This is a genomic window from Paracoccus sp. 08 (genome assembly GCF_024105395.1).
Taxonomy (GTDB): Bacteria; Pseudomonadota; Alphaproteobacteria; order Rhodobacterales; family Rhodobacteraceae; genus Paracoccus; species Paracoccus marcusii.
The window spans coordinates 16,407-39,501 of the sequence record NZ_WEKR01000015.1 but is presented as its reverse complement, the minus strand read 5'-3'; the positions used below and the strand labels follow the sequence as shown (position 1 = coordinate 39,501).

At 68.6% G+C, this 23,095-nt stretch carries 26 protein-coding genes and 1 tRNA gene; 11 read left to right on the top strand and 16 right to left on the bottom strand.

Going from position 1 to position 23,095, the window contains the following annotated elements; genetic code table 11:
• Positions 1-11: 11 nt before the first annotated feature.
• The 10 genes from bioB to fliL all read right to left on the bottom strand — a co-directional run bounded on the left by bioB (position 12) and on the right by fliL (position 7,923).
• Positions 12-1,055, bottom strand: coding sequence for a biotin synthase BioB (gene bioB, locus GBO37_RS07235; protein WP_046000679.1), 1,044 nt, complete (start codon positions 1,053-1,055; stop codon positions 12-14).
• Between the two features lie 68 nt (positions 1,056-1,123).
• Positions 1,124-1,495 carry a hypothetical protein gene (locus GBO37_RS07230; protein ID WP_252928113.1) on the bottom strand — a complete coding sequence of 124 codons (372 nt, stop codon included), beginning with the start codon at positions 1,493-1,495 and terminating at the stop codon, positions 1,124-1,126.
• On the bottom strand, positions 1,489-2,550 hold the full coding sequence (gene flhB, locus GBO37_RS07225; protein ID WP_148911171.1) for a flagellar type III secretion system protein FlhB: 1,062 nt from the start codon (positions 2,548-2,550) through the stop codon (positions 1,489-1,491). The genes GBO37_RS07230 and flhB overlap by 7 nt, the downstream gene beginning before the upstream one ends.
• 10 nt (positions 2,551-2,560) lie before the next feature.
• Positions 2,561-3,319, bottom strand: a complete 759-nt coding sequence (locus tag GBO37_RS07220) for a flagellar biosynthetic protein FliR (RefSeq protein WP_252928111.1) — start codon at positions 3,317-3,319, stop codon at positions 2,561-2,563.
• The gene (locus GBO37_RS07215; RefSeq protein ID WP_252928109.1) at positions 3,316-5,415 is read right to left on the bottom strand and encodes a flagellar biosynthesis protein FlhA; all 2,100 of its coding nucleotides are present in this window, start codon (positions 5,413-5,415) and stop codon (positions 3,316-3,318) included. The genes GBO37_RS07220 and GBO37_RS07215 overlap by 4 nt, the downstream gene beginning before the upstream one ends.
• A complete protein-coding gene (locus GBO37_RS07210; protein WP_252928107.1) occupies positions 5,412-5,687 on the bottom strand; it encodes a hypothetical protein in 276 nt (91 codons plus the stop codon). The genes GBO37_RS07215 and GBO37_RS07210 overlap by 4 nt, the downstream gene beginning before the upstream one ends.
• Positions 5,687-6,553, bottom strand: coding sequence for a flagellar motor stator protein MotA (gene motA, locus GBO37_RS07205; RefSeq protein WP_045982799.1), 867 nt, complete (start codon positions 6,551-6,553; stop codon positions 5,687-5,689). Before motA ends, GBO37_RS07210 begins: the two co-directional genes overlap by 1 nt.
• An 11-nt stretch (positions 6,554-6,564) precedes the next feature.
• Positions 6,565-7,107, bottom strand: a complete 543-nt coding sequence (locus tag GBO37_RS07200; RefSeq protein ID WP_127897677.1) for a MotE family protein — start codon at positions 7,105-7,107, stop codon at positions 6,565-6,567.
• Positions 7,100-7,450 carry a hypothetical protein gene (locus tag GBO37_RS07195; protein WP_046000675.1) on the bottom strand — a complete coding sequence of 117 codons (351 nt, stop codon included), beginning with the start codon at positions 7,448-7,450 and terminating at the stop codon, positions 7,100-7,102. Before GBO37_RS07195 ends, GBO37_RS07200 begins: the two co-directional genes overlap by 8 nt.
• Positions 7,447-7,923, bottom strand: a complete 477-nt coding sequence (fliL, locus tag GBO37_RS07190; RefSeq protein WP_252928105.1) for a flagellar basal body-associated protein FliL — start codon at positions 7,921-7,923, stop codon at positions 7,447-7,449. Before fliL ends, GBO37_RS07195 begins: the two co-directional genes overlap by 4 nt.
• 117 nt (positions 7,924-8,040) lie before the next feature.
• Between fliL and fliF the strand changes: the two genes are divergently transcribed.
• From fliF to fliP, 4 genes are read left to right on the top strand one after another with little or no spacing between them, the layout of a single operon-like run.
• Positions 8,041-9,618 (top strand): flagellar basal-body MS-ring/collar protein FliF, encoded by a 1,578-nt coding sequence (fliF, locus tag GBO37_RS07185; RefSeq protein ID WP_252928104.1) that lies wholly within the window; start codon positions 8,041-8,043, stop codon positions 9,616-9,618.
• Positions 9,615-10,187, top strand: a complete 573-nt coding sequence (locus tag GBO37_RS07180) for a hypothetical protein (RefSeq protein ID WP_252928102.1) — start codon at positions 9,615-9,617, stop codon at positions 10,185-10,187. The genes fliF and GBO37_RS07180 overlap by 4 nt, the downstream gene beginning before the upstream one ends.
• Positions 10,175-10,432, top strand: a complete 258-nt coding sequence (locus tag GBO37_RS07175; protein WP_252928100.1) for a FliM/FliN family flagellar motor C-terminal domain-containing protein — start codon at positions 10,175-10,177, stop codon at positions 10,430-10,432. Before GBO37_RS07180 ends, GBO37_RS07175 begins: the two co-directional genes overlap by 13 nt.
• Positions 10,432-11,139, top strand: coding sequence for a flagellar type III secretion system pore protein FliP (gene fliP, locus GBO37_RS07170; RefSeq protein WP_045982836.1), 708 nt, complete (start codon positions 10,432-10,434; stop codon positions 11,137-11,139). The genes GBO37_RS07175 and fliP overlap by 1 nt, the downstream gene beginning before the upstream one ends.
• A 29-nt stretch (positions 11,140-11,168) precedes the next feature.
• Here the strand turns inward: fliP and dxs are convergent, their stop codons facing one another.
• The 6 genes from dxs to dapF form a co-directional block, all read right to left on the bottom strand.
• On the bottom strand, positions 11,169-13,094 hold the full coding sequence (gene dxs / locus GBO37_RS07165; RefSeq protein ID WP_252928098.1) for a 1-deoxy-D-xylulose-5-phosphate synthase: 1,926 nt from the start codon (positions 13,092-13,094) through the stop codon (positions 11,169-11,171).
• A 26-nt stretch (positions 13,095-13,120) separates the two neighbouring features.
• The gene (locus tag GBO37_RS07160; RefSeq protein WP_252928096.1) at positions 13,121-13,984 is read right to left on the bottom strand and encodes a polyprenyl synthetase family protein; all 864 of its coding nucleotides are present in this window, start codon (positions 13,982-13,984) and stop codon (positions 13,121-13,123) included.
• Positions 13,984-14,220: an exodeoxyribonuclease VII small subunit gene (locus tag GBO37_RS07155; RefSeq protein ID WP_045982791.1), complete on the bottom strand. Its 237-nt coding sequence runs from the start codon at positions 14,218-14,220 to the stop codon at positions 13,984-13,986. The genes GBO37_RS07160 and GBO37_RS07155 overlap by 1 nt, the downstream gene beginning before the upstream one ends.
• The gene (locus tag GBO37_RS07150) at positions 14,220-15,131 is read right to left on the bottom strand and encodes a histone deacetylase family protein (protein WP_252928093.1); all 912 of its coding nucleotides are present in this window, start codon (positions 15,129-15,131) and stop codon (positions 14,220-14,222) included. The genes GBO37_RS07155 and GBO37_RS07150 overlap by 1 nt, the downstream gene beginning before the upstream one ends.
• Positions 15,132-15,253: 122 nt before the next feature.
• Positions 15,254-16,507, bottom strand: a complete 1,254-nt coding sequence (gene mtaB / locus GBO37_RS07145; protein WP_252928090.1) for a tRNA (N(6)-L-threonylcarbamoyladenosine(37)-C(2))-methylthiotransferase MtaB — start codon at positions 16,505-16,507, stop codon at positions 15,254-15,256.
• Complete coding sequence (gene dapF, locus GBO37_RS07140; RefSeq protein ID WP_252928088.1) at positions 16,504-17,331, bottom strand: diaminopimelate epimerase; 828 nt, start codon at positions 17,329-17,331, stop codon at positions 16,504-16,506. The genes mtaB and dapF overlap by 4 nt, the downstream gene beginning before the upstream one ends.
• Before the next feature lie 95 nt (positions 17,332-17,426).
• Here dapF and GBO37_RS07135 point away from each other — a divergent pair.
• The 7 genes from GBO37_RS07135 to GBO37_RS07105 all read left to right on the top strand — a co-directional run.
• A tRNA-Lys gene (locus tag GBO37_RS07135) sits at positions 17,427-17,502 on the top strand.
• A gap of 126 nt (positions 17,503-17,628) precedes the next feature.
• Positions 17,629-18,855 carry a glutathionylspermidine synthase family protein gene (locus GBO37_RS07130; protein WP_127897670.1) on the top strand — a complete coding sequence of 409 codons (1,227 nt, stop codon included), beginning with the start codon at positions 17,629-17,631 and terminating at the stop codon, positions 18,853-18,855.
• Positions 18,856-18,874: 19 nt separating this feature from the next.
• Positions 18,875-19,459, top strand: coding sequence for a DUF1190 domain-containing protein (locus GBO37_RS07125; RefSeq protein ID WP_252928086.1), 585 nt, complete (start codon positions 18,875-18,877; stop codon positions 19,457-19,459).
• A gap of 185 nt (positions 19,460-19,644) precedes the next feature.
• On the top strand, positions 19,645-20,550 hold the full coding sequence (locus GBO37_RS07120; protein ID WP_252928085.1) for an ABC transporter substrate-binding protein: 906 nt from the start codon (positions 19,645-19,647) through the stop codon (positions 20,548-20,550).
• Complete coding sequence (locus GBO37_RS07115; RefSeq protein WP_252928083.1) at positions 20,550-21,689, top strand: ABC transporter permease; 1,140 nt, start codon at positions 20,550-20,552, stop codon at positions 21,687-21,689. The genes GBO37_RS07120 and GBO37_RS07115 overlap by 1 nt, the downstream gene beginning before the upstream one ends.
• Positions 21,686-22,621, top strand: a complete 936-nt coding sequence (locus GBO37_RS07110; RefSeq protein ID WP_252928081.1) for an ABC transporter ATP-binding protein — start codon at positions 21,686-21,688, stop codon at positions 22,619-22,621. Before GBO37_RS07115 ends, GBO37_RS07110 begins: the two co-directional genes overlap by 4 nt.
• The coding region (locus GBO37_RS07105; RefSeq protein ID WP_252928078.1) for an ABC transporter permease at positions 22,618-23,095 on the top strand (478 nt) is incomplete at its 3' end. The genes GBO37_RS07110 and GBO37_RS07105, both read left to right, overlap by 4 nt.

The window sequence follows — 23,095 nt, the reverse complement described above, 5'->3', positions numbered from 1 at the left end:
CGGCCCCGGCCCTAGCGCAGGATCGGAATGGCGGGGTCGGCGGCCAGCAATTCGGCCCGACGCGCCGCGTCGGGATGATGTTCGTGCGCCTGCATGGGCTGAAGGCCCAGCTTGGCGAACAGGCGCATGTCGCTTTCCTCCTCGGGGTTGTCCTTGGTCAGCAGCGTGTCGCCCACGAAGATCGAATTGGCCCCGGCAAAGAAGCACATCGCCTGCATCTCGTCCGACATGGCGGTGCGGCCGGCGGACAGGCGTACATGGCTGCGCGGCATCATGATGCGCGCGGTGGCGATCATGCGCACGAAATCGATGGGGTCCACCGGGGCGGCGTCGGCCAGCGGGGTGCCCTCGACCGGGATCAGCATGTTGATCGGCACGCTTTCCGGCGCGACCGGCAGGTTGGCCAGCGTCACCAGCATGTCGACGCGGTCCTGCGGCCCCTCGCCCAGCCCCAGGATGCCGCCCGAGCAGACCTTGATCCCGGCCTGCCGGACGGTGTCCAGCGTATCCAGCCGGTCGGCAAAGCTGCGGGTGGTGATGACGTTGCCGTAATGCGCCTCGGACGTGTCGATGTTGTGGTTGTAGTAGTCCAGCCCGGCATCGGCCAACTGGCGCGACTGGTCCGCATCCAGCATGCCCAAGGTCATGCAGGTCTCCATTCCCAGGGCCTTGACGCCCTCGACCATGGCGATGATCTGCGGCATGTCGCGTGCCTTGGGGCTGCGCCAGGCGGCGCCCATGCAATAGCGCGTGGCACCGGCGTCGCGGGCACGGCGCGCCTCGGCCAGCACGCGCTCGACCTCCATCAGCTTGGATGCCGACAGGCCCGACGCATGGCGGGCCGACTGGCTGCAATAGCTGCAATCCTCGGGGCAGCCGCCGGTCTTGATCGACAGAAGGCGGCTCAGCTGCACGCGGTTCGGGTCGAAATGCTGACGGTGCACGGTCTGCGCCTGAAACAGCAGATCCATCAGCGGCAGGTCAAAGACGGCGCGCGCGCCCTCGGCGGTCCAGATCTTGCGGTGGCTGTCGGTGTTCGGATCGCTGTGCAGCATGGCTCTTCCCCGTGGCTTGGCACCGTGCCTAGCATTCCGGTCGCAGCCTGTCCAATGCCGCCGACGGCTCAGTATTTCTCCTTGCGGCGGCGTTCCGCCTCGTCCTGTCCCAAGCCCAGCAGCGCCTCGGCCCGGCCGAATTCGCGCGCCGCCTGCTGGCGGGCGATCTGGAACCGGGGCAGCATCCGCTGCAGCTCCTGGTCGGCATGGCGCAGCTCTCGTGCGGCACGCCCGGCCTGGGCGTTGGCGATGCGCGCCTCGGGCAGGCTCAGGGGGGCGGTGCTGTCATAGCTTTGCGCCAGCGTGGCCTGCAGCGAATCGATGCGCTGGCGTGCGACGGTCATGTGCGCATTGAACGCCGCAAAGGTCTTGAGCTGACGCTCGGCCTTCAGCCGCGCGATGCGTTCCAGCTGCTGCAGCTGCTTGATCTTGTCTACCATCCGGAACGGGCCTTCTGTCGCATCTTTTCGGCAAAGCGGATCGCGGCGGCAACGGCGGCGAAATGGGCGCGGTCGATCTCCTCGCCCACCTTGACCTGGGCGTGGATGGCGCGGGCGCAGGGCGGGTCGGACCAGATGGGCACGCCGGCCTCGGTCGCCTTGGCGCGAATGCGGGCGGCGACTTCGTCCGTGCCCTTGGCCACGCAGACCGGGGCACGGCCGGACCCCCGCGACCATTTCAGGGCGACGGCATAATGGGTCGGGTTGACGATGATAACGTCGGCGGTGGGCACGTCGGCCAGCATCTGCTTCATCGCGATGTCGACCGCGCGCTGGCGGCGGGCGCCCTTCATGTGCGGGTCGCCTTCGGAATCCTTGAACTCGTCCTGCATTTCCTGGCGGCTCATGCGGTTCTTGCGGCGGTGGTCGAACCACTTCCACAGCATGTCCGGCACGGTGAAGACGATCGAGACGACCAGCCCCAGCATCAGCACCTGCCCCAGGATCGAGCCCAGTGCCGCAACCCATTGCCCGTCCGCCATCGCCGCGGCGGCGATCCGGTCCAGCAGCGATGCGAACAGGAACCACCCCCCCGCACAGACCAGTCCAGCCTTGCCCAATGAAAAGGCGAAGGTCACCAGGCCGTCCTTGCCGAACTTCTGCGCGGCGTTCTTGACCGGGTTGATGCGCTTGATGTCGAAGGCCAGCTTCTGGGGCGAAAAGATCAGCGCCCGCGTGGCGATCAGGCCCAGAAGGATCGCCCCCATCACCAGCGCGGCCAAGCCGATCGTGGCGGTCGCGGCATAGGCGGCCAGGCCGCGCGCGATCGGTGCCGGCCCGCTGTCCGACCAGCCCTCGGCACCAAGCGCCCGCGTGGCCATGGCCATCCATTGGCGCACCGCAAAGCCGGCCATGACCGAAAAGGCCAGGAATGCCCCCAGATACATCATCGTGACGTTCAATTCCGTCGATCGCGGAATGTCGCCCTTTTCGCGTGCACGCTGCAGCTTCTGGTCGGTGGCCTCGAACTGCTTGTCGTCGGTATCCTCACTCATCCGCGGTCCCTCATGGCAGTGCCGGCAGCATGAAGCCCATGACCGCGTTGGCCCAGATGCCGACCAGCAGCGGCGCCAGGATCACCAACCCCATCAGCGCCAGCAGGATGGAGGCGGGCGCGCCGATGAACACGACCGGCAGGGCGGGCATCACCCGGTTGATGACCCCCGACAGCGCTTGGTACAGGAACCCGCCCAAGGTGAAGGGCGCGGCCAGCATCATCGCCAGCCAGAAGCTGTCGGTGACCATGCGGACGACGGCCATCACCAGCCCCTCGACCTGGGGCAGGTCCGCGGGCGGCCAGAGACGCAGGCTGTCGGCGATCAGCTCGACGATCATGACCGGCAGGCCCATGGCCATCAGCACCGCCATGCCGGCCAGGTGCAGCATGTTGCCGATCGGATGGGGCGACATCTCGTTCTGGATGCCCATGATCTGGGACAGCGAGGCGGTCGCGGCGATGGCCGTGGTGGCAATGTCTATGGCGATGGTCAGCAGCCGCAGCATGATGCCCGTGGCAAAGCCCAGCACCATCTCGACCCCGACCTGCGCGATCATGCCCAAGGGCTGCGCGGGCATCTGCGGGCCGGGCGCGATGCCCGACAGCAGCGGCGCCAGCGGCAGTGCGATGGCCACCTTGACCCGGGCCGAGATCACGCGTTCGCCCAAGCCCGGCAGGGCCACCACGCAGGCCTGCACGCGGACATAGACCAGCACCAGCGCCCAGTCCAACCCCGGAACGATGGCCTGCAGCTGGTCCCACATCATGCGGCCTCGACGGTGCCCAGCAGGCGCAGTTCGGCGGCGGGATCGATCTCCTCCAGACCCAGGACCGGGACCGCCATGCCGTTGGCCCCCAGCACCGCGCGGACCATGCGGCGCCGGTGGTCGGGCGCGACCAGCACAGTGCGGGCGACGGGTTCAGCAAGGGACAGCGCGCGGCGGGTGGCCTCGACCAGCTTCTTGGACATGGCGGGGGTCATCGCCCCGCCCCCCGCACGTCCGGTTTCGGCATCGGCGCGCACGAACTCCGCCTCCCAGGCGGGATGCAGCTGCAGGGCTGCGACGCGACCGGCCTCGTCCGAATATTGCTGGGTGATCTGGCCGCGCAGGCGCTTGCGCACCAGCTCATAGATCGTCTCGGCCGATTCTACGTTGCGGAACTCGCAGATGGCATCCACGATCAGCGGCAGGTTGCGGATCGAGATCCGCTCCTCCAGCAGGGCGCGCAGGATCGCCAGCAGCGTCTCGGGCGTCACCTTGTCCGGCATCATCGCGTCGAAATACTTGCGATAGCGTTCGGCGCGGCCCGTGTCGGACAGGGTCTTCAGTTCCTCGATCTGGCGCTGCATCGCGCCAAGGGTCAGCAGTGCGGGCAGGTTGGCCTTGACCACCTCCATCAGATGCGTGGACAGCACTTCCATCGGGGTCACGACGGTGGCGCCCATGGTCGCCGCGTCCTCCTGGTCCGTCGGATGGATCCAGCGGGCCGGGCTGGAATAGACCGGCTCGCGGACGGCCACGCCGCGCAGATCGGCCAGCACGGCATCCGGGCCAAGCGCCAAGATCTCGGCCGGGCGCAGGGTGCCGCGGCCGCGGATGACGCCGTGGATGCGGATCTGATAATCGCCGGGCGGCAGATCGTCGGTGTCGGTGATGCGCACATCCGGCAGGATCAGGCCGAAGCTGCGGGCGATGTGGATGCGCAGGTTGCTGATGCGGCTGCCCAGGCCCCGCGCCTGGTCCAGCGCGGTCACGATCAGGTCCGACCCGATCTCGACGCTGATGTCGTCGGTGTCCAGGACGTCCCCGATGCGGGCGGCAGGCTTAATCGCGCCGTCGCCAAGGGGCAGGTCGGGCAGCGCCTCGTCCGCGATGCGGCGTTTCTGCGCGATGCGCCAGGCCATGAAGCCCATCCCCGCGGCGATCCCCAGAAACAGCGGCTTCGGCATGCCCGGCACGAGGGAGATCACCACCATCGCCGCCGCGACCATCGCCGCCGGCTGCCAGCTGCGCACGAACTCGGTCGACATCAGGCCCGCGGTGGTTTCCGTGGCCCCGCCCCGCGACAGCAGCAGCGCCGCCGCCATCGAGGTGATCAGCGCCGGGATCTGGCTGACCAGCCCGTCCCCGACCGTCAGGTGGGAATAGGTCGCCGCCGCCTCTCCCAGGGGCATTCCGTGGATCGTGATGCCCACGACCAGACCGATGCACAGGTTGATCAGCGTGATGACGATCCCCGCCACCGCGTCGCCCTTGACGAACTTCGACGCGCCGTCCAGCGAGCCGAAAAAGCTGATCTCGCGCTGTTCCTGGATGCGGCGGCGCTTGGCCTCTTGGTGGTCGATGGCACCGGCGTTCAGATCGCCGTCGATGGCCAGCTGCTTGCCGGGCAGCGAATCCAGCGCAAAGCGGGCGGCGACCTCGGCCATGCGGCCCGAGCCCTTGGTGATGACCATGAAGTTCACCACAGAGATCACCGCAAAGATCGTGATCCCGACCAGGATCGACCCCCCTGCCACGAATTCGGCAAAGCCGTTGATGACCGAACCCGCCGCCTCCTTGCCGTTCTGCCCTTCGGTCAGGATCAGCCGGGTCGACGATACGTTCAGCGACAGCCGGATCACCAGGCTGACCAGCAGCAGGACCGGGAACGCCTGAAAGTCGGTGGGCTTCTCGACCAGCGAGGCCATGACCAGCACCATCACGGCGGTGGCGATAGAGATGGCGATGCCGAAATCCAGCACGCCGGCCGGCAGCGGGATCACCATCGAGATGACGACCAGCACAAGGCCGCCCGTGACAAGCAGGGGCGCGTCCAGGATCTTGGTGGACTTGCCCGAGAGGGCGGCAATGGGGGTCATTCGCGGGGCTCCGTTCTGGTGGCCGCGGGGCGCAGGAGGTCGTCAAGCGACCAGGGACGTTCCGTTAACAATCCGATGCGGCGCAGATAGGCGATCGCCTGCAGCCGGTCGGCACTGTCCATCTGCAGCAGCGTCACGCGATAATCGCGCGGCAGCCCCTGTCCGGTCAGCAGCCATTCGTCGGCGGTGCGGCGAAAGCCGTCCAGCCTGGCGGCGGCGACCGGACCAGCGGCCAGACAGGCGATCAGAAGCGGCAGGCCGATCCGGGTCATCACGCCGCCTTCTTCAGCTCTCTCAGGGCGCCTTCCAGCGTGTCAAAGCTGGGTCGCACATGTTCGGGCACGGTCTGGCGGCCGACCTCGACGCACAGGGTGGTGGCGTGCTGGTGCAGGCCCGCGACCAGGACCGACTTGACGACCTCGTAAAAGCCCAGGTCCTGCTTGACGACCGCGCCAAGCCGGTTGGCCAGCGGCGCCACGAAGCCATAGGACAGGAACACCCCCAGGAAAGTACCGACCAGCGCCCCGCCGATCATCTTGCCCAGAACCGAAGGCGGCTGATCGATCGAGGACATGGTCTTGATCACGCCCAGAACCGCCGCGACGATCCCCAGGGCGGGCAGCGCGTCGGCCATGTTCTGCAGGGCGTGGGGGACGTGCATCTCCTCCTCCTTGAGGACGGCGATGCGGCGGGACAGCATGTCCTCGACCTGGTAGGGATCGTCATAGTTCAGGCTGGCCGAACGCAGCGTATCGGCAATCAGCGAGACGACATGATGATCCGCCGCCAGCTTGGGATAGGCGGTGAAGATCGGTGATTCGCCCGGATTCTCAATGTGCTGTTCCAGCGCGACGGGGTTCTCCTTGGCAATCTTGAGCAGCTGGAACATCAGGCACAGCACGTCCTGATGATCCTGGGCGTTCCATTTCGGGCCCTTGAAGGCGCGGATCAGCCCGCCCAGGGTGGCCTTCAACGTATGGCTGTCGTTGCCCAGCAGATAGGCGCCGACGGCGGCGCCCATAATCATCATCATCTCGAAGGGCAGCGAATGCAGGATCACGCCCATCTTGCCGCCGGCCAGCAGGTAGCCGCCGAACACCATGGCGATCGTAAGGAATATTCCGACGAAACCGAACATTGCGGGGTTCCTTATGGGTTGCGGACGCTGCGCGCGCCCATCTGGGCGGTCAGCAGGGCGGCCTGGCGCGGCTCGACCGCGGCGATGATGCGGGCGCCGGCCTCGGGCTGGACGCGCATCAGGATCTCGGCCGCGAAATCGGCGGGCAGGTTGGTCAGGATGGCGGCGGCCTCGGCGGGCTTCATCTGGTCATAAAGCGCGATCAGCCGGTCGATGTCGGTGCGCACGGCCTGGGTCGCACCGTCCTGGCGGGCCGTGATGCTGCCCTTTTGGGCGCGCAGCTCGGCCAGCCGTTCGCGCAGCGTGCTTTCCGCCTGCGCCAGCTCGGCCTTCCGTGCGTCGATGGATTCCATGTAACGCTCGATGCGCAGCGCACGGTCGCGCAGCTCCTCGGCCAGGGCCACGGCCTCGGGGACATCGCCGCAGCCGTCCAGCAGGTCGGTGGGCGCGGCCACGGCGGCAAACACCCGCGACAGGTCCTGGCCCTGCCAGATCATCGCGCCGGCCGGCAGGGCGAACAGCAATGTCAGCGCGGGCAGCAGATGCCTAGCCATGGGACACCTCGCGCTTGCGCAGGCGGCGACCCGAAGGCATCGGCTGCGGCGCCTCGGAGGCGGCGGCCCCGATGCGCTGCCGCAGATCCCAGATGGCGCGTTCGCGGCGTGCGGTCTCGATCTCCTCGGCCAGGCGCTCGCTGGCGGCGGTGGCCTCGTCGCGGGCCGACCGGATGGCGCGTTCCAGGCGGTCGACCTCGGCGGCCATGACGGCGATCGCGCCCCCCAGACCACTTTCCAGATTGTTCATCCGCCGCAGCCGCCGCGCCAGGGTGGCGCAGAAGACGCCAAGCCCCAGACAGGCCGCCAGCAGCAGGATCTGCATCAGTTGTTCCAGGGTCATTTGAATCGAAACTCCGTGATCAGAAGGTCCTTGACCGGCTCCTCGCCCAGGACGAAGCGGGTGCGGGTGACCAGTTCGGCGCGGATCACCTCGAGGACGCCGCGCTTGTCATAGGCCGCCGGATCGACGCCCGAGAGGAAGGTCGTGAACGCGTCCGACACGCGCGGCATCAGGTGGGTCACCTCGGCCTTGTGGGTGGTGTCGGTCTCGATCGTCGCGGACAGGACCAGGCTGTGGGCGCGGCCGCCCGGGATGACGATCTCGATGGTGGGGATGTCGATGAACTCGACGCTCATGTGCTCGGTCGACTGGACCGGCTCCTCGGGGCCCGACAGCATGCCGGAGGGCGACCAGAAACCCAGATAGCTGGATGCGAATCCCGCCCCGCCCAAGACCAGCGTCGCCACCAGCGGGATCAGCAACCCCTTCTTTCCGCGCGGCTTTTCGGGTGCCGCCGCAACAATGTCGGTCATCGTGATTCTCCGTCCTGACCAGACCGAAATATCAGGTTGCGACTAACCAATTCTTAACGTGGCCCATGTCATTTCAGGGTCAGACGACCATGACGCGATGATTCGAAAGGAACGGTTTTGCAAAAACTGCAGGACTACTGGAACGAGCGAAGCTCTCGACAGCGGATGATCCTGGGGGCGGCCTTTCTGGGGACGTTCCTGGTGATCGCGGGGTTCGGCTGGATGGCCAGCCGCCCCAGCATGGCCCTGATCTATGGCGGGCTGGACAGCGCCCAGGCCGGCGAGGTCATCGCCGGCATCGAACGCGCCGGCGTTCCCTACGAGGTGCGGGGCGACTCGATCTATGTCGCCGCCGATCAGCGCGACCGCCTGCGCATGGATCTGGCCGCCGAAGGCCTGCCTGCCGCCGGCAGCACCGGCTACGAGCTGCTGGACGGCATGTCGGGCTTTGGCACCACGTCGCAGATGTTCGACGCCGCCTATTGGCGCGCGAAGGAGGGAGAGCTGGCGCGCACCATCCTGGCCCTGCCCAACGTCCAGACCGCCCGCGTCCACCTGGCGATCGAGACCGGACGCGGATACCGCCGCGACCAGAACGGCAGCGCCTCGGTCACCCTGACCACCAATGGGGGCACGATCACGCGCGAACAGGCCGCGGCGTTGAAATACCTGGTGTCGTCGGGCGTGCCGGGCATGCAGCCCGACCGCGTCACCGTCATCGATTCGCAGCGCGGGATCATCGCCGCGACCGAGGACCAGACAGGAGCCGACCGCGCGGCCGAGATGAAGCGCAACGTCGAACGCATCCTTGAGCCGCATGTTGGTATCGGAAACGCCATCGTCGAACTGAACCTGGACCTGCTGACCGAAACCGAACTGCTGACCGAACAGCGTTATGACCCCGAGGCCCGCGCCCTGATCTCGACCGTGACCGAGGAGACGACGGACGAGAGCAACTCGACCGGAAAGGGCGCAGTCACTGCGGCCTCGAACCTGCCCGACGCCACGGAACAGCCGGGCGACACCAGCCAGAGCAGCCGCGCCGAGAACCGTACCCAGTCCAATTTCGAGGTCAGCCGCACCACGCGCGAGGTTCAGCGCCAGCCCGGATCGACCCGCCGCCTGACCGTCGCCGTCCTGGTGAACGGCGTCCCGCAGGCTGGCGCCGATGGAGAGACCACCCTGACCCCCCGGTCCGAGGCCGAGCTGCAGACGCTGCGCGAGCTGGTCGCCTCTGCCGTGGGCTATGACGAGGCGCGCGGCGACCAGATCACCGTGAAGTCGCTGCCCTTCGCCACGCTGGGCGAGAATGGCACCCTGGCCACGCCGGGCTTCCTTGATCGGCTGGCGCTGAACGATCTGGCGCGCATTGCGCTGATCGGCGTCTTTGCGCTGGCCGTGATCGTGATGGTCCTGCGCCCGATGATGCGCAATCGCGCGCCCGCCCCTGCGCCGATGCTGGACAGCAGCCTGCCGCCGATGCCCCCGATGATGGGCGGGCTGACGGGCATGATCGACGACGAGCCCTCTCCGGACAACCCGCGGATCGTGCCGATCGAGTTTCCCGGGCTGGACCAGCTGGCCCTGCCCCCTGCCGATCCGGTCGCCCGCCTGAAGGCGATGAKGAAGGACCGCCATGACGAGAGCGTCAAGATCCTGTCGGGATGGATCGACAACAAGGAGAAGGTGAATTGAGCCTGGCCCTCTTCAAGCTTGAGTCCCTCTCGAACGCGGTCGCGGCGCGTGTCGAGGTGACCTACACGCAGGCCGACCTGGACCAGGCCTTTGCCGACGGCGTGGCGCAGGCCAGCGCGCAGGCCCAGGACGACCAGCTGCGCGCCCTGAGCGCCAGCCTGGAACAGGTCGCCGCCGGTCTGGCCGCGGACGAGACCCGCCGCCGCCAGATGCGCCAGGAGGCGGTCGATGCGCTGGCGCCGATCCTGCATCAGGTCCTGGACCTGATGGCCCCGCCCCTGTCGTCGCGCCGGCTGGAGGAGGCCCTGCAGGCAGAGCTGACCCATCTGGCGCAGCGCGCGACCCCCGTGGGCCTGCGCATCGCCTGCAGCGACCGGCTGGCCGACATGGTCCGCCGCTGCCTGGCCCAGGCCGGCCTTGAGGGCATCGAGATCGCCCCGGTCCCGCAGGACCTGATCACCGTGTCGCTGCAGGGCGGCCACATCGACTTTACCCCCGACAGCATCGCGGGCGACATCCGCGCCCTGATCGCGGAAATCACCCAGGAGGACAGCACATGGACGCACTGAAGCATCTGATCGACACCGACACCATCCAGGTCGAGGTGACCATCCGCCTTGGCCGCACGCGCCAGACCGTCTCGCAGCTGTCCTCGCTGCGCGCCGACGACATCCTGGTCCTGGACCAGGCGATCGAGGACGGGGTCGAGATCTGCGTGGGTGACAAGGTCATCGCGCGGGGCGAGCTGACCGGCGACGGATCGACCGAAGACCGGCTGTGCGTGCGCGTCCTGGGCGCGACGGGGGCGGCGTGATCCGCGCCGCGGCCCTTGTCGCGGTCGCGGCCCTGCTGCCCTCGCCCCTGTGGGCGCAGGACCTGGGCGGCGCCCTGGGCGCCGGGCTGGGCGACAATGCGGTGATGCTGGTCGTGGTGCTGACGGCGCTGTCGCTGGCACCGGGCATCGCGATCATGGTGACCGCGTTCCCGTTCATCGTGACGGTCCTGTCGATTTTGCGCCAGTCGATCGGCCTGCAGCAATCGCCGCCGAACATGCTGATCGTCAGCTTGGCGATCTTTCTGACCTGGTTCATCATGGACCCGGTCCTGCGCGAGGCCTGGACCGTCGCGGGGCTGCCCCTGCAACAGGGTCAGATCGGCATCGCCGAGGCCTTCCAGCGCGGCATCGTGCCGTTCGAGGGGTTCATGGCGGCCCGCACCGACCCCGACACCTTGGCCAACCTGGCCGAGATCGCGCCCGGCACCGGCCCCGCAGACCGCCTGTCGGTGCTGATCCCGTCCTTCATGCTGTCCGAGATCCAGCGCGCGTTCGAGATCGGGTTCCTGATCGCCCTGCCCTTCCTGATCATCGATTTGGTCGTGGCGGCCGTGCTGATGTCGATGGGCATGATGATGCTGCCCCCGGTGGTGGTGTCGCTGCCCTTCAAGCTGGCGTTCTTCGTGGTCGTGGACGGATGGGGAATGATCGCGGGCGCGCTGGTGCGCAGCTATGCGCCCGGCTGACCCCCCCTCAGGGGATCAGCCGACACCAATCAGGCGCGGTCGGTGCGCCGCGCCGCCAGCGACTGGACGCCCATCACGGAGAGAACCTTGTCCTCGATATGCTGGGCGTTCAGGCAGCTGCTGTCATACATCGCCCGCGGCGCGTCGTGGTCGACGAACGCATCCGGCAGGACCATCGACCGGAAGCGCAGCCCCTTGTCGAAGGCGCCCTCCTCGGCCAGCAGATGGGCGACATGGCTGCCGAAACCGCCCACGGCGCCCTCCTCGATGGTGATCAGCGCCTCGTGGTCGCGGGCCAGTGCCAGGATCAGGTCACGATCCAGCGGCTTGGCAAAGCGCGCGTCGGCGACCGTGGGCGTGATGCCCCGCGCCATCAGCGCCTCGCGCGCGGTCATCACCTCGGACAGGCGCGTGCCGAAGGACAGGATGGCGACGCCCTTCCCCTCCGCGACCATGCGGCCCTTGCCGATGGGCAGGACCTGCCCGCGCTCGGGCATCTCGACCCCGGTGCCCTCTCCGCGCGGAAAACGGAAGGCGATCGGGCCGCTGTCATGCGCGGCGGCCGTGGCGACCATGTGGACCAGTTCGGCCTCGTCCGCGGCAGCCATCACGACGAATCCGGGCAGATTGGCCAGGAAGGCGGTGTCATAGGCACCGGAATGGGTCGGACCGTCCTGGCCCACCAGCCCGGCACGGTCGACGGCGAACCGGACGGGCAGGTTCTGGACCGCGACGTCATGCACGATCTGGTCATAGCCGCGCTGCAGGAAGGTCGAATAGATCGCGACGAAAGGCTTCATGCCCCCCGCGGCCAGACCGGCGGCAAAGGTCACGGCATGCTGTTCGGCGATGCCCACGTCAAAGCAGCGGCGCGGAAAGCGCTGCGCGAACTGCTTGAGGCCGGTCCCGTCCGGCATCGCGGCGGTCACCCCCAGGATGCGATCGTCGCGGCCCGCGTGATCGATCAGCGCCTGCGCGAAGACGGCGGTATAGCTGGGTGCATTCGATTTCGCCTTGGCCTGCACGCCGGTGATCACGTCGAACTTGGCAGTGGCATGGCCCTTGTCCGCGGCCGCCTCGGCCGGGGCGTAACCCTTGCCCTTCTTGGTCACGACGTGGATCAGGACCGGGCCGTCCGCCCGCGCCCGCACGGTGCGCAGCAGGGGCAGCAGCTGTTCCATGTCGTGACCGTCGACCGGCCCGATATAGGAAAAGCCCAGCTCCTCGAACAGGGTGCCGCCCACGGCCATGCCCTTCAGCATCTCCTTGGCGCGGCGCGCGCCCTCCTGCAGGGCGTCCGGCAGCATGCCGACGGCGCCCTTGGCCACCGCCTTCAGCTCCTGGAACGGCCCGCCTGCATAAAGGCGCGTCAGATAGGAGGACATGGCGCCGACCGGGGGCGCAATGGACATCTCGTTGTCGTTCAGGACCACGAACAGGCGCTTGCCCTCATGGCCCGCATTGTTCAGCGCCTCATAGGCCATGCCCGCGCTCATGGCGCCGTCGCCGATGACCGCAATCGCATCGCCCGGGTCGCCGCCCAGTTCCCGCGCCATCGCGAAACCCAGGGCCGCGCTGATCGAGGTCGACGAATGCCCCGCCCCGAACGGGTCATAAGGGCTTTCCGCCCGCTTTGTGAACCCCGCAAGGCCCCCGCCCATGCGCAGCGTGCGGATGCGATCGCGCCGCCCGGTCAGGATCTTGTGCGGATAGCACTGGTGCCCCACGTCCCAGATCAGCTTGTCGCGCGGCGTGTCGAAGACCGCGTGCAGGGCCACGGTCAGCTCGACCACGCCCAGGCCCGCGCCCAGATGGCCGCCGGTCACACTGACGGCGCTGATGGTCTCGGCCCGCAGCTCGTCGGCAAGCTGGCGCAGTTGCGCGTCGGTCAGGGTCTTCAGATCCGACGGCAGGCTAACGCGGTCCAGAATCGGCGTCTTGGGTCGATCGGTCATGGCTGGCCCTCCTCCGGGGCGGGCGTTCAAGTGTCGCGCTCGATAACGAAACGCGCGAGATCGTGCAAGTTCCCGGCGGCATCACCATAGTGCGACAGCGCATCGGTTCCCATGGCGACACGACGCCGCGCCTCGGCCTGTGCGCCGTCCAGGCCCAGCAGCGACACGAAGGTCGCCTTGCCGGCCCCGGCATCCTTGCCGACGCGCTTGCCGGTCACGGCCTCATCGCCGGTCACGTCCAGGATGTCGTCGGCGATCTGGAAGGCCAGGCCCAGGGCCATCGCATAGCGGTCCAGCGCCGCGGGATCGTCGCCCGCGATCAGCGGCCCTGCGGTCGCGGCAAAGCGGATCAGCGCGCCGGTCTTGCCACCCTGCAATTCGGTGATCGCGTCCAGGTCCAGCGGCGTGCCCGCGGTTTCGGCGGCGATGTCCAACGCCTGCCCCCAGACCATGCCCGCCGCCCCCGATGCCTGAGCCAGCGCGGACACCAGCCGCACCTGCGCTTCGGGCGCGCCGATGCGCGGATCGGTCAACAGCTGAAACGCCAGCGTCTGCAGCGCGTCGCCCGCCAGAATCGCGGTCGCATCGGTCCATTTGACATGGACGGTCGGCTGACCGCGCCGCAGGTCGTCGTCGTCCATCGCCGGCAGGTCGTCATGGACCAGGCTATAGGCGTGCAGCGCCTCGACCGCCGCCGCGACCGGCAGGGCGGCATCGTCGGACACCCCGTGCAGGCGTGCCGATTCCATCACCAGAAAGGCGCGCAGCCGCTTGCCGCCGTTGACCGCATAGGCCATCGCATCGCGCAGATCGCCGGGCGGCAGCACCGTGATGGCGCGATCCAGCTCGGCCTGAACCTCGGTGCGGACACGCGCAAGGCGGTCCTGCATCACAGGCCCTCGACCGGGGTGGTACCGGCAGGCTGGCCGTTGGCGGCCAGGGTGATCTTCTCGACCCGCTCCTCGGCCTCGCGCAGGCGGGCCTCGCAATGTGCGCGCAGGGCGGCGCCGCGTTCGTACAGCGCGATCGATTCCTCCAGCGTCGCCTCTCCGGTCTCCAGCTTGCCGACCGTGGCCTCCAGCTCGCGCATGGCCTCCTCGAACGAGAGGGTGGTGATATCGCTCATCAGTCGGCCTCCATCAGCACATCGACATGGGCCCGCACGCTGCGACCCAAGGCCCGAAGGTCATAACCACCTTCCAGGCAGGATACCACCGGGGCCTTGCCCGCCGCGTCCAGGATCGCGCGTGTCAGGGCGGCATAGTCGTCGTCGTCCCATTCCAGCTGCGCCAGCGGATCGTCGCGATGCGCATCAAAGCCGGCGGAAATCAGCACCAGCTGCGGCGAAAACTCCCGCATCCGGTCCAGCGCGCCCTGCCATTCCGACAAAGCAAGCGCCCCGTCCGATCCGGGCGGCAGCGGCAGGTTCACCACCTGCCCTTGCGCGCCTCGCTCGGACGCGGCCCCGGTGCCCGGCCACAGGGGAAACTGCTGGCTGCTGACGAACAGCACCCGCGCCTCGTCCCACAGCAGGGCCTGCGTGCCGTTGCCGTGATGCACGTCGAAATCCAGGACCGCCACCCGCTCCAGCCCGTGATGATCCAGCGCGCGTTTCGCCGCGATCGCCACCGTGCCGAACAGGCAGAACCCCATCGAGACCTCGGCCTCGGCATGGTGCCCCGGCGGGCGCAGGGCGACGAAGGCCCGCCGCGCCTCTCCGGCAAGAACAGCGTCCACCGCCGCACAGGCCCCGCCCACGGCACGCAGCGCGGGCTCCAGGCTGCCGGGCGACAGATGCGTGTCCGCGTCGATCTGGCGGGTCCCCGCCTGCGGCATGGCATCGCGCAGGCCCTGCAGATAGCGGACGGGATGACAGCGCAGTACCTCGGCATCCTCCGCCACGGGCGCCTCGCGCCGGTCCAGCGCCAGCCCCTCCAGCGCGGCCATCACGGCATCATGTCGGGCCACCTGCTCGGGGTGGCCATCGGGCGTCACGTGGCGGCGGGCGCTGTCATGGGAATACAGGATCACGGTCATTCATCTCCTCCGAAGGGGTAGGCTAGAAGCCCCCGCGCATCCCGGCAACCCGCCATTTCTCCGTTGCGAAAATACCCCGGGGGAGCCCGCAGGGCGGGGGCAGCGCCCCCATGCACCGCCCGTCAGACCGTCAGTCGTTGCCCGTCATGCCCCGCGACGGCCAGGGTCATCAGCGCCCCTTCGGGCTGGTCGCTGTCAAAGGCAACCTCGGTGAACTGTTCGGTCCGGCCAAGGCGCGGCCCCTCGGTCAGCACCCGGTGCGCAACCCCGACCTGCGCCTCCAGATGCGTGAGCAATGCCGCATCGCCCGCCGCGCGCAGCCGCGCGGCCCGGTCCCGGATCGCGGGACCGGGCACGGCGGGCATGCGCGCCGCGGGCGTGCCCTTGCGCGCCGAATAGGGGAAGACATGCAGGAAGGTCAGACCGCAATCCTGAACGAGCTTCAGCGAATTGTCGAACATCGCCTCGGTCTCGGTCGGAAAGCCGGCGATGATGTCGGCGCCGAAGACCATGTCGGGACGCAGCCGCCGCGCCTCCTCGCAGAAGGCGATGGCATCGTCGCGCAGGTGGCGGCGCTTCATCCGCTTCAGGATCATGTCGTCGCCGGCCTGCAGCGACAGGTGCAGATGCGGCATCAGGCGCGGTTCGGTCGCGATGGCCAGCATCAGGTTCTCGTCCGCCTCGATCGAATCGATTGAGCTGATCCGCAGGCGCGGCAGGTCCGGCACCAGCCGCAGGATGCGCATGACCAGATCGCCAAGCCGCGGTGTGCCCGGCAGGTCCGCGCCCCAACTGGTCAGGTCCACCCCGGTCAGCACGACCTCGTTGAAGCCGCGCCCGACCAGACGCTTGATCTGCTCGACCACCACACCTGCTGGCACCGACCGCGAATTGCCGCGGCCATAGGGGATGATGCAGAAGGTGCAGCGGTGATCGCAGCCGTTCTGGACCTGCACATAGACCCGGTGCCGCCCGAACCCGTCGATCAGGTGGCCCGCGGTTTCCCGCACCGACATGATGTCGTCCACGACCACCTTCTCGGTCTCGCCGATCAGGTCGGGGGCGCGAAGGCTGGCCCAGGTGGCGGGCTGCATCTTCTCATGGTTGCCGATGACCTTGGTGACCTCTGGCATGGCGGCAAAGGTCTCGGGCTCGGTCTGGGCGGCGCAGCCGGTGACGATGACCGGCACGCCAGGATTCTCGCGTGACAGGCGGCGGATCTCCTGGCGGGCCTTGCGGACGGCCTCGGCGGTCACGGCGCAGGTGTTGACGACGACCGCGCCCGACAGGCCCGCGGCCTCGGCCATCTCGCGCATGGCCTCGGTCTCATAGGCGTTCAGGCGGCAGCCCAGGGTCGAGAAGACGGGCGCGCTCATGCCAGCCACGCAGGCGTCAGGCGCCCCTCGAAGACGATGGCGGTCGGCCCCTCCATCCAGACGCCGTCCTCGCGCCAGTCGATCAAAAGCTGCCCGCCGGGCACATGCACCCTCACGCGCCGCTCGGTCAGCCCGCGCCGCGCCGCCGCCACAACCGCCGCGCAGGAGCACGAGCCCGAGGCCAGCGTCGGCCCCGTCCCGCGTTCCCAGATGCGCAGCCGGATCGCGTCGCGCGACAGGACCTGCACGACCTCCACATTGGTGCGTTCGGGATAAAGCGGGTGATGCTCATGGTCAGGGCCGAAACGGCCCAGATCGACCGCGTCGGCGTCCTCGACGAAGAAGGTCACATGCGGATTGCCCATGCCGGTCGCCACCGGATCACCCGCGATCGGCAGGTGGTCGATATCCGCGTCCCGCGCCAAGGGGATCGCGCGCCAGTCCAGAACCGGCGGCCCCATGTTCACCCGCGTCAGCCCCCCGCCCGCATCCTCGGCCAGCAGGATGCCGTGATCGGTTCGCAGGCGCAGCGACGCCGCCCCGGTCTGATCCATCAGCCAGCGCGCGATGCAGCGCGTCGCATTGCCGCAGGCGGACGACAGCGACCCGTCCGCGTTCCAGAACACCAGCCGCGCATCCGCATCGTCGCAATCCTCGACCCCGGCCAGCTGGTCGAAGCCCACGCCACGATGGCGGTCCGCGATGCGCGCGACAAGGCCCGCGTCCGGCCGGGCCAACCCGCCGCGCAGATCCAGTACCACAAAGTCGTTGCCCAGCCCGTGCATCTTGAGGAAGGGCAGCCCGGTCGAATGAGAATGCGTCATGGCCGCGATATAGGCCGCACGGACGGATTCCGCCAGATGGGTTGATTTTTCTGCTTGACGCCACCGGCCACCCCCCCTAGGAACCGCCTCGTGATGGGCCCATAGCTCAGTTGGTAGAGCAACTGACTTTTAATCAGTGGGTCACAGGTTCGAATCCTGTTGGGCTCACCACTGTATCCTCCGATCTGCAGACCACCGGCCGCCCGCGGCGATCGCCATGGCGGATGCCGGGGATTTCACCCGCGCGCGACATCCGGGGCACTGGTCCTCGCGGCGCGCAGCGACTACATCTTGGGCATGCGCAAGATCACCCTTCCCGAACGCCCCGACCTGGCCGCCAAGGCCGCCGATGTCGGCTTCACCTTCGCCCATATGCATGGCGAGCCCTATTGGGACGAAACCACCGCCTATCAGTTCACGCTGGCCCAGATCGAAGACGACCTGGAAGGCCCCGCGACCGAACTGCACGCGATGGTGCGTCAGGCGGTCGACCGCATCGTGGCCGACCCCGCGCTGATGACGCGTCTGGGCATCCCGCAGGCGCATCACGCGCTGATCGCCGACAGCTGGGCGCGGTCCGAGCCCGCGATTTATGGGCGGATGGATCTGGTCTATGACGGCACCGGTCCGGCCAAGCTGCTGGAATACAACGCCGACACGCCGACCTCGCTGTATGAATCGGCGGCATTCCAGTGGCAGTGGCTGGAGGATCAGTTGGCGGCGGGACACCTGCCCACGGGGGCCGACCAGTTCAACGGCATCCACGAGGCGCTGGTCGAGCGGTTCCGCGAGCTGTTCGCGCCGAACACCGACATCCACTTCACCGCCGTCGCGAACAACGCCGAGGATTACGCCACGGTCGAATCGATGGCCTGGGCCGCGCGCGAGGCCGGGATGGGTGCGCATTACACCGACCTGGACAAGCTGGCCGTCAGCAAGAAGGGCCAGTTCCTGGACGCCGAGGATCGGGTGATCGGCACGCTGTTCAAGCTGTATCCGTGGGAGGACCTTCTGGCCGACGACTATGCCCGCCATATCGCGGGGTCGGGCTGCATGTTCCTTGAGCCCGCGTGGAAGGCCGTCGTGTCGAACAAGGGTCTGTTGCCCGTCCTGTGGGAGATGTTTGAGGGTCACCCGAACCTGCTACCCGCCTTCTTCGCCGACGACGTGGCCCCCGCCCTGGTCGAGAACGGCCAGCCCGATCCGTCCGTGGCCCAGGCCTTCGGGCGCGTGGCCGACCAGTTCCGCGCCGCCCATGTGGTCAAGCCGATCTTCTCGCGCGAAGGCGCGGGCGTCGTCATCGTTGAGAACGGCGCCGTTACCGAAGCGTCGGACAACCATGATTACGACGGGCATGCGCGGATCGTGCAGGCCTATCACCCCTTGCCCGAATTCGAGGGTTTCCGCCCGGTCATCGGCGCCTGGATCGTGGGCGATGCCTGCGCCGGCATCGGCATCCGAGAGGATCGCGCCCGCATCACCCAGGACCTGTCGCGCTTCAAGCCGCATTTCATCGCGGGCTGACCCGCCAAGGAGGATTTCCATGAGGACACGTTCACGGACCGTCGCCCTGACCATTCTGGGGGCGGCCGCCTTCACCGTCGCGGGCTGCCGGGACGAACAGGTCGAGGCGCAGGCCTTTCCGGACCTTGCCAGCTGCCAGGCGGCGGCGGTGAACGGCGGCCTGGTGACTGCCGATCAGTGCAGCCAGGCCTTTGCCGAGGCCGAGGCCCTGCATGTCGAGGCCGCGCCCCGCTATGACAGCCTGGCCGTCTGCGAGGAGCAGCACGGTGCCGGCAATTGCGGGTCCGAGGATCAGCAGGTGTCGCAGGGCGGGTCGGGCAGCATCTTCATGCCGCTGCTGGCGGGCTATCTGATCGGCAGCATGCTGGGTCGCGCGGGCGGCGGGATGGCGGCCTCGCAGCCGATGTACCGCAATGCGCAGGGCGGCTTCACCAACGCCGCCGGCACCACCAATTTCGGCAGCAATGCCGGGCGTGCGTCGATGTCGTCGCAGAACTTCACGCGGCCCGCGCCGACCGCGGGACAGGCGCCGATGACGCGGGCCACGGCCGCGTCGCGCGGCGGGTTCGGCGGGTCCAGCGCGGGGCGCAGCATCGGCGGCTGAGGCCGGGCCGGCGCGTCCGTGACCGACGGACGACCGGCATCCGGTGCGGCACGGGTCAGCCCCGGTCGGTCGGATCGCCATGGGCGGGACGACAGGATCCTACCCATCCATGCCGGAACCAAATCGCCGCGCGGGCATTTGCATTGTCGAGCCCAACAATGCCGTCCGCGCGACAGGAGATCCGCATGAAAGCCCTTACCCCCCTTGCCGCGCTGCTGATCGGCCTCGGCGGCGCCGCCGGTGCCCAGGACATCACCGTGTCCTCCAAGATCGATACCGAGGGTGGCCTTCTGGGCAACATGATCCTGCTGGCGCTGCAGGATGCGGGCCTGCCGGTGCAGGATCGCCTGCAGCTGGGCGGCACCCCGATCATGCGCGACGCGATCACCTCGGGGCAGATCGACATCTATCCGGAATACACCGCCAACGGCGCGTTCTTCTTCAACCAGGCCGACAGCGATGTCTGGAAGGATGCCGAAGCCGGCTACAAGCGCGTGGCCGAGCTGGATCTGGAACAGAACGACATCGTCTGGCTGCAACCCTCGCCCGCGAACAACACCTGGGCCATCGCCCTGCGCCAGGACGTCGCGACCGAAAACGATCTGCAAACCATGACCCAGATGGGCGAATGGATCGCGGGGGGCGGCGACGTCAAGCTGGCGGCATCGACCGAATTCGTGACTTCGGCCGCGGCGCTTCCGGCGTTTCAGGAAACCTATGGCTTCACCATGAGCCCCGACCAGCTTGTGCAGCTGTCGGGCGGCGACACGGCCGCGACCATCGCGGCGGCGGCGCAGCAGACCTCGGGCGTGAACGCGGCGATGGTCTATGGCACCGATGGCGGCATCGCGCCCGCCGGTTTGGTGGTGATGGAGGACGACAAGGGCGTGCAGCCCGTCTATCAGCCCGCTCCGATCATCCGCGCCGAGGTTCTTGAGGCGCATCCGGAGATCCCCGACATCCTGGCGCCGATCTTCTCGTCGCTGGACCTTGAGACCCTGCAGGAGCTGAACGGCCGCATCCAGATCGGCGGCGAACCCGCCGCCACCGTCGCGCGCGACCACCTGACCCAAGCGGGCTTTCTGGACTGATGCGCGCGCGGCTGGACCGGCCCGGCCTGCTGTTTGCGGTGATCGGTCTGGCCGGGCTGGCCCTGCCGCTGGTGCAGTTCAAGCCGAACCGCATCGTGCTGGGCGAGGGGTTGTCCCTGACCGCCGCCCTGCCCCACGGACTGATCCTGACCGTGGCCTTGGCCGCGGTGCTGGTTGCGGGCTGCCTGCGCTGGCCGCCCGCGCTGCGCCTTGGGGCTGGTGCGGTGGCGTTGCTGGCGGTGCTGCTGACCTTGGGCGCGGCGGCGACGCATCTGACCCCGCCCGACAACACCTTGGCCCGCGTCGCGCCATCGGTCGGGTTCTGGCTGATAGCACTGGCCTTCGCCCTGATGCTGGCCGATGCGCTGGCGCGGATGAACCCGGCGCTGTGGCTGCGCTGGCTGATCCTGGTAGGGGCGGTCGTCGCGATCGGCGCGATCCTGGGGTCGGGCGCGCTGGACGGGGTGTCCGTCATGCGTGAATACGCCGCCCGACAGGACATCTTTCTGCGCGAGGCGCGGGCGCATCTGACGCTGGCCTTTGGGTCACTGGCGCTGGCGCTGCTGATCGGGCTGCCGCTTGGGGTCGCGCTCTATCAGGCGCGGCAGCTTAGGGGACCGGTTCTGTCGGTGCTGAACATCCTGCAGACGATCCCGTCGCTGGCACTGTTCGGCGTGATGATCCCCGTCTTCGGCTGGATCGCGGCCAATGTGCCCGGCGCCGCGCAGGCGGGGGTGGCGGGCATCGGCCTGTTCCCGGCGCTGGTCGCGCTGTTTCTCTATTCGCTGCTGCCGGTCGTGTCGAACACGCTGACCGGGCTGACCGGCGTGAACCCCGCCACGCGCGAGGCCGCGATCGGCCTGGGCCTGACGCGGACGCAGCTGATGCTGCAGGTGCTGATCCCGCTGGCCCTGCCGGTGCTGCTGGCGGCGGTGCGGATCGTGCTGGTCCAGAATATCGGGCTGGCGGTCATCGCCGGGCTGATCGGCGGCGGCGGCTTCGGGACCTTCGTCTTTCAGGGCCTGAACCAGACCGCGATGGATCTGGTCCTGCTGGGCGCCCTGCCCACCATCGCGCTGGCGCTGATCGCCGGCATTGCCCTTGATCTGCTGGTGCGTTCCAGCCGGAGGTCCGCATGATCGACATCCAGAACCTGACCCGCCTCTATGACGGCCGCGCCGCGGTCGACGATGTCAGCCTGACGGTCGAACCCGGCCAGATCGCGGCGCTGGTCGGCACCTCGGGCTCGGGCAAGACGACGCTGCTGCGCATGATCAACCGCCTGGTCGAACCCTCGGCCGGGCGCGTGCTGATCGACGGGCAGGACACGCGCGAGGTCGCGCCCCATCTGCTGCGGCGCCGCATCGGCTATGCGATCCAGGGCCACGGGCTTTTCCCGCATCGCACCGTGGGCCAGAACATCGCCACCGTCCCGCGCCTGCTGGGCTGGGACCAGACCGCAATCCGCGACCGGGTGGACGAGCTGCTGACCCTGTTCCAGATGGCGCCCGACCAGTTCCGCGACCGCATGCCCCATGAGCTGTCCGGCGGCCAGCAGCAGCGCGTGGGCGTTGCCCGTGCGCTGGCGGCGAAGCCCGACCTGCTGCTGATGGACGAGCCCTTTGGCGCGTTGGACCCGGTGATCCGCGCCAAGGCGCAGGCCGACCTGCGCGACATCCAGCGCCGGCTTGGCACCACGCTGATCCTGGTCACCCACGACATGGAGGAGGCGGTGACCTTGGGCGACCGCATCGCCGTCATGGACAAGGGCCGCCTGGTCCAATACGCCCCCCCGTCCGAGATTCTGACCGCCCCCGCCACGCCCTTCGTGCGCGACTTGATCGGGCTGGATCAGCGTCCCTTCCACCTGCTGTCGCTGACCCCGGCCTTTGCCCTGGCGCGCGAGGGCCAGGCCGACGGCCCCGCCCTGCCGCGCGAGGCCAGCCTGCGCGACGCGCTGGCCGAATGCCTGTGGAGCGGGCGCGACGCCCTGCCGGTCGAAGGCGGCGGCGTCATCACCTTGGCCGCCCTGCGCGCCCAGGCCGCCCCGCAGGCCCGGGCGGCGGAATGATCGGACGCATCCTGCTGGCCATGGCCGCGGTTCTGCTGCTGGCCTTCCTGATCGCGCCGGGCTGGTTCGCGCCGGTCTTTCAACCCTTCACCCGCAACAATGCGCCCGCGATCTATACCCAGACCCCGCTCTGGTCGCTGACCCTGTCGCATCTGGCGCTGGTCGGGCTGGCGGTCATCGCCTCAACCGTGGTGGCGCTGGTGCTGGCGGTGCTGGTGACGCGGCCCGCGGGGCGCGAGTTCCTGCCACTGGCGCGCACCATCACCAGCGTGGGCCAGACCTTTCCGCCCGTGGCGGTGCTGGCACTGGCCGTGCCGATCATGGGCTTCGGCGCCGGGCCGACCCTGGTGGCGCTGTTCCTCTACGGCCTGCTGCCGGTGTTCGAGAACACCCTGGCAGGCCTGACCACCCAGCCCGCCAACGTGGCCGAGGCCGCGCGCGGCATGGGCCTGACCCATCGCCAGCGGCTGTGGT